Origin of the sequence: Reyranella sp., assembly GCF_004297405.1 — a bacterium.
In the GTDB taxonomy this organism is placed as follows: Bacteria; Pseudomonadota; Alphaproteobacteria; order Reyranellales; family Reyranellaceae; genus Reyranella.
The window spans coordinates 104,800-123,849 of sequence record NZ_SCVC01000049.1 but is presented as its reverse complement, the minus strand read 5'-3'; the positions used below and the strand labels follow the sequence as shown (position 1 = coordinate 123,849).

At 61.1% G+C, this 19,050-nt stretch carries 14 protein-coding genes and 3 pseudogenes; 4 read left to right on the top strand and 13 right to left on the bottom strand.

Translation table 11 applies throughout. The annotated features are described in order from the left end of the window. Positions 1-35 precede the first annotated feature (35 nt). Positions 36-959: pseudogene (locus EPO50_RS31330) on the bottom strand (IS5 family transposase); the annotation flags it as partial. 226 nt (positions 960-1,185) lie between these two features. Here EPO50_RS31330 and EPO50_RS31325 point away from each other — a divergent pair. Together EPO50_RS31325 and EPO50_RS31320 are read left to right on the top strand one after the other, a co-directional pair. Continuing rightward, positions 1,186-2,640, top strand: coding sequence for an AMP-binding protein (locus tag EPO50_RS31325; RefSeq protein ID WP_296351021.1), 1,455 nt, complete (start codon positions 1,186-1,188; stop codon positions 2,638-2,640). Between the two features lie 83 nt (positions 2,641-2,723). Continuing rightward, positions 2,724-3,890 (top strand): acyl-CoA dehydrogenase family protein, encoded by a 1,167-nt coding sequence (locus tag EPO50_RS31320; protein ID WP_296351019.1) that lies wholly within the window; start codon positions 2,724-2,726, stop codon positions 3,888-3,890. Positions 3,891-3,985: 95 nt separating this feature from the next. Here EPO50_RS31320 and EPO50_RS31315 read toward each other — a convergent pair whose 3' ends face one another. The 6 genes from EPO50_RS31315 to EPO50_RS31290 form a co-directional block, all read right to left on the bottom strand. Beyond that, positions 3,986-5,323 (bottom strand): LLM class flavin-dependent oxidoreductase, encoded by a 1,338-nt coding sequence (locus EPO50_RS31315; RefSeq protein ID WP_296351017.1) that lies wholly within the window; start codon positions 5,321-5,323, stop codon positions 3,986-3,988. Positions 5,324-5,516: 193 nt separating this feature from the next. Beyond that, positions 5,517-6,506: a TRAP transporter substrate-binding protein DctP gene (dctP, locus tag EPO50_RS31310; protein ID WP_296351015.1), complete on the bottom strand. Its 990-nt coding sequence runs from the start codon at positions 6,504-6,506 to the stop codon at positions 5,517-5,519. A 33-nt stretch (positions 6,507-6,539) separates the two neighbouring features. Beyond that, complete coding sequence (locus EPO50_RS31305; protein WP_296351013.1) at positions 6,540-7,808, bottom strand: TRAP transporter large permease; 1,269 nt, start codon at positions 7,806-7,808, stop codon at positions 6,540-6,542. Next, positions 7,808-8,371: a TRAP transporter small permease gene (locus tag EPO50_RS31300; RefSeq protein WP_296351011.1), complete on the bottom strand. Its 564-nt coding sequence runs from the start codon at positions 8,369-8,371 to the stop codon at positions 7,808-7,810. The genes EPO50_RS31305 and EPO50_RS31300 overlap by 1 nt, the downstream gene beginning before the upstream one ends. Position 8,372: 1 nt before the next feature. Further along, complete coding sequence (locus EPO50_RS31295; protein ID WP_296351008.1) at positions 8,373-9,587, bottom strand: CaiB/BaiF CoA-transferase family protein; 1,215 nt, start codon at positions 9,585-9,587, stop codon at positions 8,373-8,375. A gap of 18 nt (positions 9,588-9,605) precedes the next feature. Continuing rightward, complete coding sequence (locus tag EPO50_RS31290) at positions 9,606-10,577, bottom strand: CoA ester lyase (RefSeq protein WP_296351006.1); 972 nt, start codon at positions 10,575-10,577, stop codon at positions 9,606-9,608. Positions 10,578-10,769: 192 nt separating this feature from the next. On the opposite strand from EPO50_RS31290, the gene EPO50_RS31285 reads away from it, so the two are divergent. Next, positions 10,770-11,723 carry a LysR family transcriptional regulator gene (locus tag EPO50_RS31285; RefSeq protein WP_296351003.1) on the top strand — a complete coding sequence of 318 codons (954 nt, stop codon included), beginning with the start codon at positions 10,770-10,772 and terminating at the stop codon, positions 11,721-11,723. Between the two features lie 536 nt (positions 11,724-12,259). Here the strand turns inward: EPO50_RS31285 and EPO50_RS31280 are convergent. The 3 genes and pseudogenes from EPO50_RS31280 to EPO50_RS31270 form a co-directional block, all read right to left on the bottom strand. Continuing rightward, positions 12,260-12,481, bottom strand: a complete 222-nt coding sequence (locus tag EPO50_RS31280) for a hypothetical protein (protein WP_296351001.1) — start codon at positions 12,479-12,481, stop codon at positions 12,260-12,262. 31 nt (positions 12,482-12,512) lie between these two features. Beyond that, positions 12,513-13,765, bottom strand: a pseudogene (locus EPO50_RS31275) (IS5 family transposase); the annotation flags it as partial. Between the two features lie 61 nt (positions 13,766-13,826). Continuing rightward, positions 13,827-15,470: an IS66 family transposase gene (locus tag EPO50_RS31270; protein ID WP_296350999.1), complete on the bottom strand. Its 1,644-nt coding sequence runs from the start codon at positions 15,468-15,470 to the stop codon at positions 13,827-13,829. 7 nt (positions 15,471-15,477) lie between these two features. Between EPO50_RS31270 and EPO50_RS31265 the strand changes: the two are divergent. Continuing rightward, positions 15,478-16,164: pseudogene (locus tag EPO50_RS31265) on the top strand (ISAzo13 family transposase); the annotation flags it as partial. A 108-nt stretch (positions 16,165-16,272) separates the two neighbouring features. Here the strand turns inward: EPO50_RS31265 and EPO50_RS31260 are convergent. The 3 genes from EPO50_RS31260 to EPO50_RS31250 all read right to left on the bottom strand — a co-directional run bounded on the left by EPO50_RS31260 (position 16,273) and on the right by EPO50_RS31250 (position 18,968). Further along, positions 16,273-16,605, bottom strand: coding sequence for an NAD(P)-binding protein (locus EPO50_RS31260; protein WP_367268085.1), 333 nt, complete (start codon positions 16,603-16,605; stop codon positions 16,273-16,275). Positions 16,606-16,849: 244 nt separating this feature from the next. After that, positions 16,850-17,623 (bottom strand): SDR family oxidoreductase, encoded by a 774-nt coding sequence (locus EPO50_RS31255; RefSeq protein WP_296350997.1) that lies wholly within the window; start codon positions 17,621-17,623, stop codon positions 16,850-16,852. 109 nt (positions 17,624-17,732) lie between these two features. Beyond that, entirely contained in the window at positions 17,733-18,968 is a 1,236-nt protein-coding gene (locus EPO50_RS31250; RefSeq protein WP_296350995.1) for an acyl-CoA dehydrogenase family protein, read from the bottom strand. Between the last annotated feature and the right edge of the window lie 82 nt (positions 18,969-19,050).

Sequence of the window (19,050 nt, the reverse complement as noted above, 5' to 3'; positions counted from 1 at the left end):
GGGGGTCTCAACAACGCGCCACTTGCCCTGCACGCTCATGTCGGAACCGACAGCAGCTTGGGCAGGCGGATCAGATTGTAGGCTGCAAGCGCCATGGTGAAGGCAGCATCGACCCTGGAGCGTCCTCGCAGCTTGACCTTGGCCAGGCCGGCGGAACTCTTGATCCAGCCGAAGACCTCCTCGATGCGCCTGCGGCAGCGTTGGCTGACCTCGTAGCCGGCGTGACGCAGGGTTCGGCGGTCGATGGCCGTCCTGCGTCGCTTGCCGGTCTTCGTCCGGTGTCCGTTTATGGCGATGTGCGGCGTGACCGACCGGCCCCTGAGGTCGCCAATGAACTCCATCACGTCGTAAGCCTTGTCGGCGCCCAAGGTGATCCGCCGCTCGGATCGACGCGTGCCGTCGACCAGGGCAAGGGCTGCCTCCCGTTCAGCCGTGCCGGTAGCCAGTGTCGCACCCCCGCCGACCACCAGACCGTGGCGATTCTCCATCAGAGCGTGACCCAGGTAGCAGAGCTTGGCCGGCTGGCCATCGCCCTTCTTGTACAGTCGTGCCTCGGGATCGGTGGTGCTGCGGTGCGTCTCGTTGGACCGCTTCTCCTTGTGGAAGCTGCGCTCCGCATTGCGCCCCGGACCGTCTTTGTCGTTGTCGCCACCAGCCTTGCGACGGAAGCTCTTGAGCGACGCCCAAGCCTCCAGCAGCGTGCCGTCCACCGAGAAGTGGTCGCTCGACAGCAGCCGCTTGACCTTCGGTTGAGCCACCACCGCGGCCAGGAACTTGGCCGCGATCTCGCCTTCCAGAAGTCGGTTGCGGTTCTTGGAGAAGCTCGAATGATCCCAGGCCGGATCATCCACCCCCAACCCCACGAACCATCGGAACAACAGATCGAACTCCATCCGCTCCATCAACTGGCGCTCCGACCGGATGCTGTAAAATACCTGCAGCAGCATCGCCCGAAGCATCGAGGCGGGTGTGCATTGATCCTATGATTACGACTACGCAACGTCGTTTGCGCGACTTTCAGCGGCGACAGCAGATGCGGACAAGATTGCATTTTCGGGCTCGTCATTGGCGACACAAATCTAGGTCTCAATTGTTGTCATTGCTCACATTCTATCATACATTAGAATAAAATGTGAGTAGACCTCTAGTCTAGCCTGATAGACCACTATCGGCCGACGTACGATTTTGACCTATGAGCAGTTGCAACAAAGCGCCGATCGCATCGCCGCCAATCTCTTGCGATTGGGGATCAAACCCGGAGAGGTTGTATCGCTTCAGTTGCCGAACTGGTGGCAATTCGTGGTCCTCCATATTGCGCTGTTGCGCATCGGCGCCGTTACAAATCCCGTCATGCCTATCTTCCGTGACCGGGAGATGGAGTTCATGCTTTCATTGGCCGAGACGCGCGTACTGATTGTTCCACGAAGTTTCCGCGATTTTGATCACGCGGCCATGGCAGACCGGCTGAAGACTAAAGTGCCATCGTTGGAGCATATTGTGGTTATCGGCTCGGGCGATAGTCGCGACTTTGAAGCGGTGCTGAACGTACCGAGTAGATTGACTGACTCAATCGTTCCCTGCTCGGCCGATACGGTAGTCCAGTTGCTTTATACATCGGGTACGACGGGCGAACCCAAGGGAGTCACGCATACTGGAAACACTTTGCTAAATAGCGTGCGATACTTTGAAGAGCGCGTTCGCCTTACGGCTAAAGACGTAGTGCTGATGGCATCACCGATGGCGCATCAGACTGGTTTTCTGGTCGGGTTGGTCCTGCCACTCTATCTTGGAGGCCGCGTTGTCCTTCAAGACATCTGGAATCCAACGAAGGCGGCAGACATTGTCGAAGCAGAACAAGTGACCATGACCATGGCTTCGACACCATTTCTGGCGGATCTGACTGCCGAGGCGGAACGTCGGCCCGCGGCCCTGCGGTCCTTGCGAACGTTCGTATCGGCGGGCGCACCTATTCCGCGCATCTTGGTACGGCGGGCTACTGAAACTCTTTGCGCACATGTTATTTCGGGGTGGGGCATGACGGAGAATGGGCTGGTAACGACCACCAAGCTCGACGACCCACCGGAAAAGGTTTTCGAAACCGACGGCTGCCCGAGCCAAGGTATGGAAGTCCGGATCGTCGATCACAAGGGTAAACCGGCGCCCGACGATGAAGAAGGCCGGCTACAAGCGCGCGGGCCCGGTACCTTTGTCGGTTATCTAAAGCGGCCGCATCTCTACGCCGTCGATGAGGATGGCTGGTTTGAGACCGGCGATCTCGCCCGCAAAGACAAGGACGGCTACATCCGCATCACCGGTCGCTCCGAGGACATTATCATCCGAGGCGGCGAGAACGTGCCGGTGATCGAAATAGAGCAGCTCATGTATCACCATCCCGCGATCCAGGAAGTAGCGATCGTCGGATTGCCTGATGAACGGCTGGGTGAGAGAGCCTGTGCCTGCGTGGTGCTACGCGAGGGCACGTCACTGACCTTGGTTGATCTGTCACGCTTCATGGCGGAGAATGCGGTAGCAAAAAACTATTGGCCTGAACGCCTCGAAGTCCTCGACTCCTTACCGAAGACGCCAAGTGGCAAGGTGCAGAAATTCAAACTTCGCGAAATCGTCGGTGCGGGGACGTAATGGTCGCTCAGTGTTCATCCTAGCGAAAGAGCTAGAACGCTCGATGCAATCATTCAATAGTCTACAATTCTGGGGAACCATCGATGGACTATGCTTTTACCAATGCGCATGAGCAAATCCGCGAGAACGTAAGTCGGCTCTGCGCCCAGTTCGACGACGGCTACTGGCTGAAGAAGGACAAATATGGCGGCTTTCCGGAGGAATTTTACAAGGCAATCGCGGATGCCGGCTGGCTGGGAATTGCCATGCCGGAGGAATTCGGTGGCGCAGGTCTCGGCATCACCGAGGCGGCCTTGGTCATGCAGACAGTGGCCGAGTCTGGTGCCGCCTTGCAGGGAGCATCGGCGATCCATCTCAATGTCTTTGGACCCAATCCGATCGTGGTGTTCGGAACTGAAGAACAAAAACGTCGCATGCTGCCTCCCATTATCCAGGGCAGGGTCAAGGGCTGTTTTGCCGTCACCGAGCCCAATTCTGGGCTCAATACGACATCGCTGACGACCCGCGCCGACCGCAACGGCAACGGCTATATCGTGCATGGCCACAAGGTCTGGACCTCGACCGCGCAGGTGGCAGACAAGATGCTGCTGATTGCCCGGACCACACCGCAGGACCAATGCAAGCGGGCGACGGATGGTCTCTCATTATTCTACACCGACTTCGACCGCAAATTCATTGAGGTGCACGAAATCGAGAAAATGGGCCGGAAGGCCGTCGATTCCAATCAGGTTTTCATCGACGGACTCAAAGTGCCGCTTGAGGATCGCATTGGCGAGGAAGGCAAGGGGTTTCGGTATCTCCTGCATGGTCTCAATCCAGAGCGAGTGTTGATTGGTGCCGAGGCCATCGGCATCGGGAAGCTGGCACTCAAGCGAGCGACTCAATATGCTAAGGAACGAGTCGTCTTCGGCCGTCCCATCGGTCAGAACCAGGCAATTCAGCACCCGCTGGCGCAGAACTGGATGGAGCTTGAGGCCGCCAACTTGATGGCGTTCAAAGCCGCTTGGCTTTACGACAACGGAAAGGATTGTGGCGCTGAAGCCAATGCCGCGAAGTATCTTGGGGCGCAGGCTGGTTACAATGCATGTCTTCAGGCGGTGATGACCCACGGCGGCTACGGCTACGCCAAGGAATTTCATGTCGAGCGCTATCTGCGGGAAGTGATGATTTGCCGTATTGCCCCGGTCAGCGAGCAATTGATCCTCTGCTTCATTGCCGAAAAGGTACTAGGACTGCCGAAGTCTTACTAAAAAGCCGATTCTGGCAAGCGCTGGCCGGAGAAGATCTGCCCGCTGGTCCGCAACATGATCTTGGCCGCCGAACAGGCAGACCCGCTCGCTGCACTTCAGCCGACGGCCGATTTCTCCGGCACCGAAAGCCCCAGCGTATCGCGCAGCGTCTTGCCGGGATATTCCTTGCGGAACAAGCAGCGACGCTGCAGCTCCGGCACCACTAGGCGAACAAAATCCTCGTAAGCACCGGGCATATGGGTCGCGGCAATGACGAACCCGTCGCACGCCCCACCGTTGAACCACTCTTCCATCTGATCGGCGATTGCCTGCGGCGTGCCGATAAAAGTCGGAACCTCGCGGATCGTGCCGCGACCGCTGTACTGCACGAAGTCACGCGTCGTCGGGTTGTCCTTGCCGCTGATCTGGATCACCCGATCGCGCATGGCCTGCAGGCCGCCGATGGATTTCAGCTCGGCGTCGGTGAACGGCTCGTCCATCGGCTTGCTCGCGAAATCGAAGTTGAGCACCTCTGACAGCAGCGCCAGCGAATCCATCGGATGCGCCAGATTGTCGATCAGCGCCGCCTTTTCCTCGGCCATGGTCTTGGTCTCGCCGGGAATAACGTAAACCGCCGGCGTCAGCTTGACCTTGCCGGGATCGCGACCGCCAGCCGCGACCTGCTGCTTGAAATCGGCGTACATTTTCTTGCCCAGCGCCAGGTTAGCGAAGATCACGAAGATCAGCTCGCCCCAGCGCGAGGCAAACGTCTTGCCGCGACCGCTCTGCCCGGCCTGGATGATGACCGGATGGCCCTGCGGCGAGCGCGGCACAGTGAACGGACCGCGCGAACGGAAGAATTTACCCTTGTGGTCGAGACGATGGACCTTCTTGGGATCGGCGAAAATGCCTTTCTCGCGATCAAGCAGGATCGCGTCCTTGTCCCAGGTATTCCAATGGCCCAGCACGACTTCCATGAACTCGTCGGCGCGGTCGTAGCGCAGATCGTGTTCGAGATGCTCGGTCTGGCTGAAATTCACCGCCTCCGAATCGTTCAGCGAGGTGACCACGTTCCAGGCGGCGCGACCGCCGATCATCAGGTCGAGCGTGGCAAAGACGCGCGCGACATGGAACGGCTCGTAGTAGGTCGTCGAGTACGTGCCGCCGATGCCCAGATGCTGTGTCGCCAAACCCATCGCCGTCATGATGGAAACCAGGTCCATCTTCACGACTCGAATGCCATGCCGCACCGATTCCTCGTAGTCGTCGCCGTAGCGGTCGGGCATGGCCAGCCGGTCGTCGAAGAACGCCAGGTCGAACTTGCCCTCTTCGAGCGTGCGGGCGATGCGCTGGTAGTACTGCGGTGACATGAAATCGGGCATGGTCTGCGGATGCCGCCACGACGCCGGATAGTTTGAGCAGTTTTGCGCCTGCAGGAACGCCACGAGCGTCATTTGTCTTTTCTTCTGCTCACCCATGACCTGACTTCCCTCTTCTCTTTGCACCGCCCGAGCGCGATTTGGCTGCATTTCACCAGGCGATCAATGCCCTGCGGCAATAAGGAGCAAGAGGGAATGGCGTTTCGACGCGCAGGTCTTTTCGCCATTCCCCGGTTCTCACATCCTGACTATCTATCGCTCAGGTTTACTACTTTGGCAGCTTCGCCTTCAGAGCGTCGTATTTGGCGGAGACGTTAGGATACTTCTTGCGAAAATCATCGCTCACCTCTGCGGCCAGCTTCTCAAACTCCTCGACCGACTTGCCGTTCAAGCGCGTGGAGATGCCGCCCTTACCCACCATGTTTTCCAGCGCCTTGATGTCTTCGGCCATCGCCTCCGGCCACTGCTTCTTCATGGCGTCGGCCGTCGCCGCCAGCACGGCGTCGCGATCCGCCGCCGAGAGGCCGGCGAGCCAGTTCTTGTGGACTACGACGGCATAGGTGAAGATCTGCATGCCAGGTACGGTGGTGGCGTGCTTGGCCATGGTGCCGACCATTTCCCAGCCGCCCGGCGAGGTATAAACAACATCAATGGCACCTTGGGCGAAGGCCGTGGCGATTTCCGTCGTCGCCATTGCGACCGGATTGGCGCCGTAGCGCGTCATCAGGTTCTGCAGCACGCGACCGCTGGGGATGCGTATCTTCTTTCCTTTCATGTCCGCCACCACCGCGATCGGCGTCTTCGACAGGAAGATGCCTTCCGAGGTGCGAGCGATCCCGAGCACCTTAAGTCCTTTGTCCTCGACCAGCGACGACATCAGCGACGTCAGCCCAGCACGAAACTCGTCGTTCTGCATCATCGAGTCCTTGACGCTGAACGGCAGGCTGATGATGCCGTAGGCCGGATTGACGTTCTCGAGGTAGTTGCTCACCGGCCAGACCATGTGCACGGCGCCGGTGCTGAGCGCGGCAAGGGCATCCTTGTCCTTATAGAGCGTGCTGGCGTGGAACACTTTGGCGTTTATGCGCCCGTTGGTGCGCTTGGTGATGTCGGCGGCCAGCGTATCCATCTGCCTGGCTTTCCAATGCGTGCCGGCGATTTCCGACGTGATCACCATGTCGGCTGCCGTCGCAACGACCGGCGTCAGCATTGCGACGGCGCCGATTGTGATCGCGGTAGCTATTCTTGTGAATTTCATCGCGTCCCTCCTCCTAAAGCCCTGTTTTCTTGTTCAAAGCAATGCCAGCGAGAGCCATGGGAAGGTGTTGATCAGCACCAACGCGAACAGGCGAACACCGTAGAATCGAATAACCGCCTTGACGATGCCTTCAAGCTTGATTCCCGTTATCTGGCTCATGACGAACAGGTTCAACCCGACCGGCGGCGTGATGGTGGCGATTTCGACCAGCGCCGTCATGATGACCGCGAAATGGATCGGATTAATGCCCAGAGCGGTGGCGATGGGAAACAGAACTGGCGCCGTGAGAATGATCAGCGACACACCATCGAACACGCAGCCCAGGATGAGCAGTACGACATTCGTCACGATCAGGAACGTGAACTCATCGATCCCCAGCGACTGGACGAGATTGATCAGCTCCGTGGTCAATCCGAGTCGCGTCAGAAGGAAAGCTAGAAGGCTTCCCGCCATCACGACCATGAAGATCATGGTCGATTGCAGGACTGCCTCGCCGGACGTCTCCCAGAAACCCTTCAGGTCGATCGTGCGGTAGACGATCAGAGCCAGGATGGCGGCATAGACGACTGCGAAGCCGGAATCTTCGGTGGGCGTCATTACGCCGAAGTAGATGCCACCGATGATGAAGACAGGCAGCAGCAGCGCCGGGCCAGATTTGCGCGACTGCTTGCCGAAGTCGCGCCAGTCCGGCCGCTCGGTCTTGATGCCGTACTTGTTCCGCCAGGACATCCAGACAGTAGCCACCGCCAGCAACGAGGCCTCAAGAAGGCCCGGTATGATGCCCGCGATGAACAGATCGGTAATCGGCAGCTGCATCATCGCACCGATCAGGATGAAGGACAGCGAGGGCGGGATCATGATGCCCAGCGTGCCGCCCACCGCCACCAGAGCGGCGGCGAATCCTTTCGGGTAACCCTCCTGTGGTAGCACGCGTGTGGCCGCCGGCCCCAACGCCGCCGCGCAAGCAACGCTGGAGCCGTTGATCGCGGCGAAGAACACTGCGGCCACGAGTAGGCTAATCGCCATACCGCCGCGGACGCAGCGCAGGATCGAGCCCAGGGTAGCGAAGATCATCTCGGCGATGTTGCCTTTGGTCGCCAGATTGCCGGCCAGAATGAAGAAGGGAATCGCCACGAGCGCGTAGCTGTCGAGCGAGCTGAAGGCGACATGGGCTAGCGTCACGGACGGCACGTTCAGCGAAAACAACAGCAGGATGGTGGCGACAAGCCCTAGGGCGATGGCGACCTGCTGGCCCGACGCGATCAGGGTGAACAATAGGACGATTGCGATACCAGTTAGCATCAGGTGTTTTCCGAGTGAGCCGACCGATAAGGATCCCGGCCTCGGAACACCAGAACGGAGCAGTAGAGGAAGTAGACGAAAAGCAGAACGGCGCCGACTAGCAGGCTGATCTTCACGATCCAGAGCGGCAGATCCATCGTCTCGCTCATCATGCCCAGGCGCTGCAGATTCAGAGTCTGAACCCACCCAGCCCACACCAGCGCGCCTGAAAACAGCAGGCCGCCTAGGCAGCTTGATGAATTGAACGTCTGCCTGAGCCAAAGCGGGCAACGCTCGAAGACAAGCTCGGTGCGAATGAAATGGCCTCGGCGCGGGGCAAGTCCAAAGACGAGGAAAATCGACCACAGCACGAAATAGCGTACCACCTCTTCCGCCCAGTGGTAGCTGGTGCTGAACAGCGTGCGCGCCGTCGCTTCCAGAAGCATGATGCTGGCGGCAGCAAGCATCAGTGCGGTGCTGACGTTCCAGAGCCAGCGATGCTCGAATGCGTCCAGCGCCCGCAGCCAGCGTGGGCCTGCCGCGCGCGGGTCACTGCCGGCACTGTCATGATCGGGAGACGCCATTTCAGACGATCCCGCGCGATTTGAGCTCGGCAAGCTTCTGGGCAGTCAGTCCGAGGAGTTCGCCATAGACGTCCCCAGTATCGGCACCATGTCGGCGTCCAAGATGGGTGACTCTCCCCGGCGTCTTCGATAGACGCGGCAGGACCGCCGGCACGACGATCTCTCCTACCTCAGGGTGCTGGACCGAAAGCAGGCTGCCGCGCGCCTTGAAATGCGGGTCGGCGAAAATGTCGGCGATACTGTTGACCGGCCCGCAGGGAATCTCGTTCGCCAGACAGACCGCCATCAGTTCGTCGCGCGTATGCCTGCCGATCCACTCGCCGACGATGCCATTGATGAAGTCGCGGTTGTCAACCCGCGCCTGCATCGTTTCATAGGTTCCCGACGCCACCAGGTCGGCCCGGCCCATGGCCTGAGCGAGATTTTCGAAGATCTTGTCGCTGGAACAGGCGATTGCCACCCACTGACCGTCGGAGCACTGGTAATGGCTGTGCGGCACGATCGTCGCCGTATCTGCGCCCATGCGCTGACGCACCACGCCGAACCTTGCGAAGGCCGGAGCCAGTTCGTCGAGCAATCGGAACGTCGATTCGTAGAGCGCCACGTCGATGTACTGCCCCTCGCCTGTGCGATCGCGATGGCGTAGCGCCATCAGCGCGCCTATCGCGCCGTACAGACCGGAAATGTAGTCGCCCAGCGACGTCGATCCCGGAATCACTGGCGGCCCGTCCGGCTCGCCGGCAAGGTAGGTCAGGCCACTGAAGGCGTGGCCGATACGGGCAAATCCCGGCCGGTCCTTGTAGGGACCTTCCTGACCATAGGCCGTGATGCGCACCATCACGATGTCGGACTTGATTGCCGCCAGATCCTTGTAGCCGAGCCCCCAGCGCTCCATGGTTCCAGGGCGGAAATTCTCCACCACGACATCGGACTGCTTCACCAGCTGCTTGAAGAGCTCGGCGCCCTCGGGTTTTCCGAGGTTGAGCGTCGCCGTACGCTTGTTCCGTCCCTCGCTGAGCCAGGTGAGGGAGTCGCCCGTTTCGACCTTCAATCCGATGTTACGCATCGGATCGGAAAATTCCGGATGCTCGATTTTGATTACGTCGGCGCCGAATTCAGAAAAGATCGTGGCGCAAAACGGACCGGCCAGAAACGTCGCCGCGTCGAGAACGCGAATGCCCTCCAGCGGCAGCTTGGCTTTGGCGGTTTCACCCATGCTGTCGATCTCCTGCAGCTAGCGCTTGCGGGCGTCGACCAGCGCCTGCCGTTCCAGCAGCGCGTCGGCCAGCTTGATATGCGCTAGATCTACGAGCTTGCCGTCGAGCTGGATGGCGCCGTTGCCGCCTGAAGCCGTCATCGCCTCCTTGATGATCTTTGCCCACACCAATTCCTTGGGATCGGGCGCGAAGACCTCGTTGGCGATCTCAACCTGCGAGGGATGGATTGCCCACTTGCCTTCGAAGCCAAGCGCCGAGGCGCGCTCGGCCGAGGAGCGGAAGCCCTCCGGATTCTTGAAATCCGCATAGGGCCCATCCAGCGGACGCAGCCCGAAGGCGCGGCAGGCGGTGGCTATTCTGGCGAGGGCGAAATGCCAGGGATCGTTCCAGTGCAACTCGCGCTCGCCCTTCTCGTTTCTGCCATACATGCGGTACCGTGGGTTGGATTCACCGGTGAACGGATCGCGCGCCCGCATGCTGATGGTGAAATCGCCGACACCGAAAATCATCGCCTCGAGCCGGTCGGAGGCCTGGGCGATTTCCTCGACGTTGGCGAGTCCGGCAGCCGTTTCGATCAGAACTTCGATGCCGATCGGCTTCTTGCGGCCAATCGTGGACTCGATGCCGTCGAGCAGTTGCTCGACGACATAGACATCCGCAGCCATGTTGGTTTTCGGCAGCAGGATCAGATCCAGCCGCGGACAGCGCTCGGCCACCGCGATGATGTCGCGATAGGCCCATTTGGTGTCCAGGCTGTTGATCCGGACCGCCATGATCTTGTCGCCCCAGTCGATTTCGTTGAGTGCGGCAACAGCAAGCTCGCGCGCCTTTTCCTTGAGCTCAGGCACGACTGCGTCCTCCAGATCGAGGAAAATACCGTCAGCCGGCCCTTTGGCAGCCTTCTCGAAGAATTTCTCGGAACTGGCGGGAACGGCGAGCTCGGAGCGCTGCAGACGGACCTTGCGAAGCTCTCTGGCGCGGGGAAACACGAAAACGACCTCCTGGCGCGCTTGCCGAAGCGCATTGGACATGGGGCAGGGCAGACCAACCGTGGATTTGAGAGGCCAGCGGATCGCCTCGGACGGTTCCTCGGATTGGACGCTAGTTTCGATCGCGCCCTTGACTGAATTGAAAACCATAGCGTTTGATTGATCAATCGAAAATACGCTATCGATTATTCTATGAAACGTATCAATATTGGACCGGATGAACTTGAGACGTTCATCGCGGTGTCAGAACTGGGCAGTTTCCGCCGCGCCGCCAAAAAACTGGGCGTGTCGCAGCCATCCGTGACGGGACGGCTGCAGCGGCTGGAAAGCGTACTGGGCGTGAAGCTCCTCAATCGCACCACGCGTCGCGTTACCACGACCGAGGCCGGCGAACGGTTGCGTCTGCGGGCAGAGCATACGGTGATGGAGCTTCGTTCGGTCGTTCAGGAGTTCCGGGACGAGGCGACACTGCGGCGCGGCCGGGTCGCCATCGCCGCTTCTCCGACCGTCGCCGCCTCCTTCCTGCCGCCCGTCATCCGGCAGTTCGTCCATGCCAATCCCGGGGTGACACTGACCCTTACCGACCAGTTCGTCGGCCCGGTATTGCAGCAAATCAGCAGCGCCATGGCCGATCTCGCTGTAATCCCCTTTGCCGGCAAGAGTGCAGAGTACGATTTCGAGCCGCTGTTCTACGACGAATTCCTGGTGGTGGCTCCGCGGGATCACCCCATCGGTCGCAAGGGCAGGGCCGATTTCGAGGAGATTAGCCGCTACCCACTGCTGTCGCTGCCAAAGGAATCGGCTGTATGGTTCACGATGCGCGACGAGTTCGAGCGTCGCGGATTGACGTTCCAGCCGGCATTCCAAGCCTTCAATCTCTTCACGCTGGTCGGCCTCGTGGAAGCAGGGCTTGGGCTTTCCGTATTGCCGCAGATCATCATCTCGCGCCTGAATCTGGACACCCTAACGACTGTACGCATCAACGGCGGTATTCGGCGCCATATCGGCATCGTCACCCTGCACGGACGCGCACTGCCCCCGGCCGTCACCGCCTTCATCCGCTGCCTGCGATTGCTACGCAAAAACGACGCAGAAATGGTCTCTAAGTCAGCCAGGCGCACAATCATGCCGCGCCGTCGCCGATAGCGATATAGCCCGTGCCTATCGTGAAGTGGACGTTCTCGTATGTTGAGATATTCAGGCCGCCCCAATAGATGCCCGAATAGAGGGTACGCCTGCGGCAACGGGAGTCGCGCGTTCAAACACAAGAGGTAGCAGGAGCACGACTACCCAGTCGCCCGTGACAACGATTAAGCGGTCGAACGCAAGTCGGTTTTCAATGAAGCCAGCGGGTTTGCGATTGCAAGGTTGCGCGGCCCGATCCGGCTGGTCAGGATCGGCGGTGCGCGGCACGGCTTCGCTTGCAGTGGTCGGTATGTAGGAGTGGGACGAGTGGTCATGCATGAACGAAGGAGCCTATGTGCCGCCACGTCACCAACTGAACTGAGGATCCGTGGAAACCCCATATCCAGCTCACCGAGGCGAAGCGCGTTCCGCATCCACAAGTCCGATCTCTCGATCCGTCCGCTCTGGCATCAGCAGACCGACCGCATGCTGGCCCGTATCCTGGTCTGCTTCCTTGCCTATGCGCTGATGCGGCGGCGCGGCGTGCCGTACTCATCCTATGCGAGGATTAACCCTTCGTAGCCGTTGGCGGCCACCTCGTCGCATTTCTCGCGGTAGGCTGGGGCGCCTCCTGAGTACGGCAGGAAGGTGCGCTTCTGCTTGCCCGGCACGTTCGTGTTGATTCCCGTGAACCAGGAGTCGACCTTGGTGAAGAGCATGCGGGATGCCAGCTCGTAGACATGCTCTGTCCAAACGCGTTCGGCTTCCTGCGTAGGCATGACACGTTTTAAGCTCTTATCGCGTCGGCCGTTAAGAAGCCGGATTGAGAGCTGGTTGGGCTTTAGGGACGGTCGTCAGAGCGGCCAAGATTAGGCGCAAAAATATCCTGAGCCAGGCCAGGATGCGCCTGAAGTTGTATCCGGCGGCAGTGAGTGTGGCATTGGCGGCATCGCCGGCATGGCCCTTGAGGTAGCAGCGTCCGAGGTGGCCTTGCTCTTTCATGTGGCCGATGAGGGGCTCGACGGCGGATCGCCGCCGTAGCTCTCGTTTGATGGCGCCGAAGACGCCACGCTTCTGGCCGGAGACGAAGACGCGGCGCGGCTGCGGCGCGTCGTGCCCGCGATATCCCTTGTCGACGTAGACCCGTTCGATCTCGCGACCGGTGAGGCGCTGGGTGTCCTCGATGGCGGCGCGCAAGGTGTGGCCGTCGTAGGGATTGCCCGGCAGCGCGGCGGCGTGCAGCACGAACTGGCCGCCCGGTGAGCAGGCATTGGTGGTGACGATCGAGACCTTTACGCCGAACTCGTAGGGCGCGCGGGCCTTGCCCTTGCCGATGCACTCGACCTCCGGGGGTGGAAGGAATAGAGCTTCCAGCCGCGTTGGCGTGGCCGCTGCGAGCGGATCTGAGAGGCCCGCGAGAGCGGGCTCTCGAAGGCTGCCTCGGCGGGCTCGTGGCCCGCGATCTTGCGGCGGATGTCACGGATCAGCCGGCCCAGGCGAGTGCGCAGGAAGCGCACTTCTCGATGGTGGCGGTTGAACTGCTTGGCGTGGGCATAGCGTCCCGCCATGAGGGCCGCCCGTTTGGCGACGCGCAGATAGGATTGCCGGAGTCTCACCGTGTGACGACGGGCCAGGCGATTGAGGCCCTTGATCGCCGCATGCAGGAGCCTGGCGTCGGTCGGGAAGGCGATGTTCTTGGGCTGCACGGTGGTGTCGACCGTGACCCGCGCCAGGTCTCTGGTGCGCAGCGCACCGCTGTCGTGCGCCACCCGCAGGCTCTCGGCCAGCAGCAGGTCGAGCTTGTCACCCAAGCGCCGGCGCCAGTGGCTGAGGTCGGAGCGCTCGTGCGGGAAGGTGTGTTGGAAGAACTCTTCACCGGTGAAGTGCTGGAAGTACGGATCGTAGACCCAGCGCTCACAGACGCCTTCGTCGGATAGCCCGAACATGTGCTTGAGCAGTAGCAGGCCGATCACGAAGCGGCTTTCGATCCCGGGGCGGCCCTTGTCGCTGTAGAGCGGCGCCATCTCGTCGTCGATCCACGCCCAGTCGACCTTGCCGGCGAGCTGTACCGTACGCATGCGGTGAGGACCGCGGCGTAGCTATTTGCGGGAGGGGTTGCCGTGTTCAGGCTGCTTCGGAAGCGGCCTGCCGGGAGGCCCAGTTCCAGGGCAGCAGCTCGTCGAGGCGGTTGGCCGGGTGCTCGGCGATGCGCGCCAACACGTCGGCAAGCCATGCCTGGGGATCGACGTCGTTCATCTTCGCGGTGACGATCAGACTGTACAGGAACGCCGCGCGCTGACCGCCGCGGTCTGAGCCGGCGAACAGCCAGGCCTTGCGGCCGAGAGCCAGACCGCGCAACGCACGCTCCGCGGCGTTGTTGGTGAGGCAGATCCGACCGTCGTCGAGGAATCGGGTGAAGGCGGGCCAGCGCTTGAGCATATAGTCGATGGCGCCGGCGACGTCGCTGTGGCGCGACAGTTTGCGGCGTTCCTCGCGCATCCATGCTTGCAGAGCGGCGGCCAGCGGCGCGGCTTGTTCCCGGCGAACGGCCAGCCGCCGGTCGATCGGCAGCCCATTGATGCCACGCTCGATGTCGAACAGGGCATCGATGCGCTGCACCGCTTCCAGCGCAATCGGCGAGACGGCCGCTGGTGCGTGGCGCTGGGCCCTTCGGTGGGCCCTGGTCTCGATATCGGCGAGGATGAAGAACTTGCGTCGGGCATGGCTCCAGCACGCCGCTTCGACGATGGGCCCAGCGTCTCGCCCCTCGGCGTACAGCTTGCCGTAGCCGCCGTAGGCGTCGGCCTGCAGGATACCGCTCCACGTCGCCAGATGCTGCCTGGGATGCTCCCCCGAGCGGTCGCGCGAGTAGAAGAACACTGCCGCTGGCGGCGCCCGGCCGCCGAACGGGCGGTCGTCTCGGACGTAAGTCCAACATCGTCCCGTGACGGTCTTGCCCTTGGCCAGCACCGGCACCGTCGTGTCGTCGCCATGCAGCCGCTCGGCGGCCAGGACGTGGGCGATGAGGCGCTGATGGATCGGCTGCAGCGCCGCGCAGCATGCGCCAACCTGATCGGCCAGCGTCGACAGGCTCAAGGGCACGCCTTCGCGGGTGTAGCGCTCGGCCTGGCGGTTGAGCGGCTGATGCTGGCCGTACTTCTCGAACAGGATCATCGCCAGCAGGCTTGGGCCCGCCCAACCGCGGGGCACGACGTGGAACGGTGCCGGCGTCTGGCCGATGCTCTCGCAGTCCCGGCAGGTGAACTTCTCGCGCACCGTCTGGATCACCTTCCACCCGCGGGGAATGACCTCCAGGGTCTCGGTGACGTCCTCCCCGAGCTTCGACAGGCGCGTGCCGCCACAGCAGGCGCAGGACGTCGGCCCGGCAACGACGACACGCTCGCGCGGCAGGTGTTCGGGGAACGGCTTGCGCGCGGGGCGCTTGCGGGTGAAGGCCGCAACGTTGGTGGTCCGGGCCACTACACTCTCGGCGGCGAGCTCATCCTCGGTGGCCGTGGCTTCCAACTCCTCCAACTGCAACTCGAGCTGATCGAGCAGGCGGGCACTGCGCTCGGAGCGCTGGCCGAAGCGATCCCGGGTGAGCTTCTCGATCTGCAGCTTGAGGTGGACGATCAACGCCTGGTCGTCGGCGGCCTTGGCCCGCAGGGTGGCCGCTTCCGCTGTTACCGATACCAACTCCTCCTCGCGTGCCAGCAGCAGCCGCTTCAGGCTCTCGGCATCGTCTGGCAGGGTATCGACCGATGTCATCGTGGCGACAGAAGAGCACATCTCCGTCGACACCAAGAAGAAGGAGCTGGTGGGCAATTTCAAGACTGCCGGCCGAGAGCTGCGGCGCAAAGGTCGACCACAGCCCGTGCGCGTGCACGACTTCGTCATTCCGGGAAACGGCCGAGCGGTCCCCTACGGCGTCTACGACATTGCCGCCAACGAAGGCTGGGTCAGTGTCGGCATCGACCACGACACCGCGACCTTCGCCGTCGAGAGCATTCGTCGCTGGTGGCGGCGCATGGGGCGCAAGCGCTATCCCAAGGCCAAGCGCCTGCTGATCACCGCTGATTGCGGCGGTAGCAATGGCGCCCGGGTCCGCCTCTGGAAGGTCGAGTTGCAGAACTTCGCCAACCAAACCGGCCTCGCCATCACCGTCGCCCATCACCCGCCTGGCACCAGCAAGTGGAACCGCATCGAACATCGCATGTTCGCCTTCATCACCCAGAACTGGCGCGCCAAGCCTTTGCTCTCCCACAAGGTCATCGTGCAGCTCATCGCCGCCACAACGACAACCTCCGGACTGGCCATCGCCTGTGACATTGACGCCACGAACTATCCGAAGGGAGTCAAAGTCTCCGATCAACTGATAAAGCAACTCAATATTCGCTACGGCCGCTTCCATCCGGATTGGAACTACACCATCGTTCCAAAACTCAACCCTTCACCCAAATGATAAATCGAAGCGTTTATTTCGTCACAGGCCCTAAGCCGCCGCCGTCACACAGCTGTTGAACTCGATGTCGCGTCTCAGGTCGAATTTGTCCGCGACGAAATTGAGATATCATAGCGTTTCTGGCTGGGGGTGAGGGGTTCTTGCCGGCGGAGAAGGGGCAAAATGCTCGCTCCAGTCCCACTCCTGCAAAAGCTCCTGGGAGAACGAGTAACCATACGAATAGCTCTCGGAATCGAACCGTGCCCCGGGGTATCGATCCCAGTACCACGTGCCACCTACGCCATCGCCGGTTTCGAAGACACGAGCCGTGAGCCCGAGCTGCCTGAGCCGGTATAGTTGGTACATTCCGGAAATGCCCGAGCCGATAATGATGGCGTCATATCGCTTTACCGGTTCATGAGCGGCTGCGGGCTTGACCTGCTCGGACACAACATTGGCCATCACCAAGTTTCCTCCTACTTACTTATGGGCTCCATCGGGGTTCTCCGGATAAACCAGGGTTGCCAGCGTCAGCGCAACCATGCACCCTCCTCGCAACAATGCGATGGAACGAACGGATTTCGTTTAGCCAAGGGGAAAAGCGCGTGTAGGTGCCATGGGCGCGCGAGGGCGGGTTCAGCAACAGAAATCCCCGGTTCGGGTTGGCAGGTGCCAATCGCGAATTGCGTCGCGAGCTCAAGCCAGTTCATGCCGTTGATCCACCATCGACTGGCAGAGCCGCGCCGGTCACGAAAGAAGCCTCGTCGGACAACAGGAACAGCGCTGCATTGGCAATCTCCTCAGGCCTGCCTGGTCGACCCAAAGGCGTCATGCCGGCGTGCTTGCGAATCAGTTCATCTGGATCTAGGCCGCGCGTGCTCTGTTGGTCCGGCCTGGCGACGAAAACACGTAACATCGGTGTATCTACGGGGCCGGGACACACGGCATTGACGCGGATCCCATCACGGGCAAGGCGCTTGGCGAGTGAGCGCGTCAGACCGACGACTCCGAACTTCATGGCAGAATAAACGGGACTGAACGGCGAACCATGCAAGCCGGACGTCGAGGCCGTGAAAAGCAACGCGCCACCGCCACGCGCGCGCAATTCTGGAATCGCTGCTTCAGTGGTGATCAGCACAGAGCGCAAGTTGAGGCGAACCGCGAGGTCGAAATCCGCCAAGTCCAGACCCTCAACCGAAGCGGGGCCGGGATGGCCGAGATGATTCCAGACGAAGTCGAGGCCGCCAAAGGTGCTAGCGACATCCTTGACGATTTGGCGCGCTGCATCGTCGTCGCCGAGGTCGGCGATGATCCCTTTCGCAGTACCGCCAAAGGTCACGATCTCGTTGACTGTGGCGGCGACGCCCACTTCGTCCCGATCGATGACGGCCACAGCAGCACCCTCGCGCGCGAAGCGAACTGCTCCTGCCCTCCCCATTCCTGAGGCGGCTGCGGTGACGATGCCGACCTTGCCCTTCATTCGCATGATTACTTTCCTCTCTTGCAAACATTGGTTCAACAATGGCTTGGCGCAGCACACGTTTGTATGATGAGCGAAGCCTGCGAATCCGACGAGGCAGCTGCGACACCTACAATTCCGTATCCCCGGCAAGGAGGCGCTGCGCTATGGTGCGACGCAAAATTTCATTTGTGCCGTCAGCCACGTTGACCGAACGGACGTCCTGCCAGGCGTGAACAAGCCCGAGCTCATTAGTGAAACCCATGGCGCCATGAGTCTGGATTGCGCGATCCAGCGCCCGGGCACCGATTTCTACCGCGTAGGCCTTAGCCATCGACAGTTCCTTGACCGCCCGCTCGCCCCGGTCGATCAATGCCGCCGCGTTCAGCGCCATCAGATGCGCCGCATGCAGCTCCATCGCCGTCTCGGCCAACGGAAACGTCACGCCCTGGTATTCCGCAATCGGCTTGCCAAAGGCCTCGCGTTGTTGTGCGTAGCGCAACGCCATCTCCATCGCCCAGCGCCCAAGTCCCACGGCACGCGCTGAATTGTAGATGCGGCCGATTGAGACGCCCAGCAATCCGATCCGGAAGCCGTCGTGCAGTTCACCGACCAGCTGCCACGGCTCGAGCTGCACATCCTCCAACACGATCGAACCCTCGTTGCCGCCCACCGAGCCATGCATACGGATGACACTCTCCAGCGTGAAGCCAGGTGACGTCGTCGGCACCAGAAACGCGCTAATACCGCCCGCCCTGCGTGATGCGCGTTCAGGATCGGTGACGGCAAAGACGATGCAATAGTCTGCCTGCGGCGCGTTGGTAGTCCAAATCTTGCGGCCGTTGAGTCGCCAGCCAGACCCACTTTGGACCGCCTTCGTCTGGATAGTAGTTGCATCCGAACCGGCACCGGGCTCAGACATGCCGAAACACATCGACGTCCTACCCTCCATCATGCCCGTTAGAATTTCGGCGCGTGCACGGTCCGTTACCATCAGCAAGACCGGGCTGGGACCGAACGCCCAGTGACTGACCGTATAGGCTCCCAGCCAGTTATGACTGCCACAGAGACGATAGATACGCTCCCAGACGACGAAGTAGGCAAGCATGCCCATTCCAGCCCCGCCCAGTTCCGCAGGGACTGACATCGAGTAGTAACCAGTCTCCGCTGCCGCCATACGCACGCCTCGGACATGGTCGACCACAGCAGGGACATAGCGGCCATCCTCGCCGTAAGTGCGGCGCGGATCGGACAGCAGCGCATGATCGCGCTGGTGGCGCGGGAACACTTCCCTGCGCAGGAAGCCTTCGACGCCGTCCGCTACTGCGATGACTTCGTCAGGGATCGGAAAGGCTACAGCGGTCAAGACCGTCCTCTTAGAGTTCACCACTTGCTTCGCCGCGCCTGGACCTCTGATTTAGAGAGCACGCCTCCGTCCCCAAGCGCAG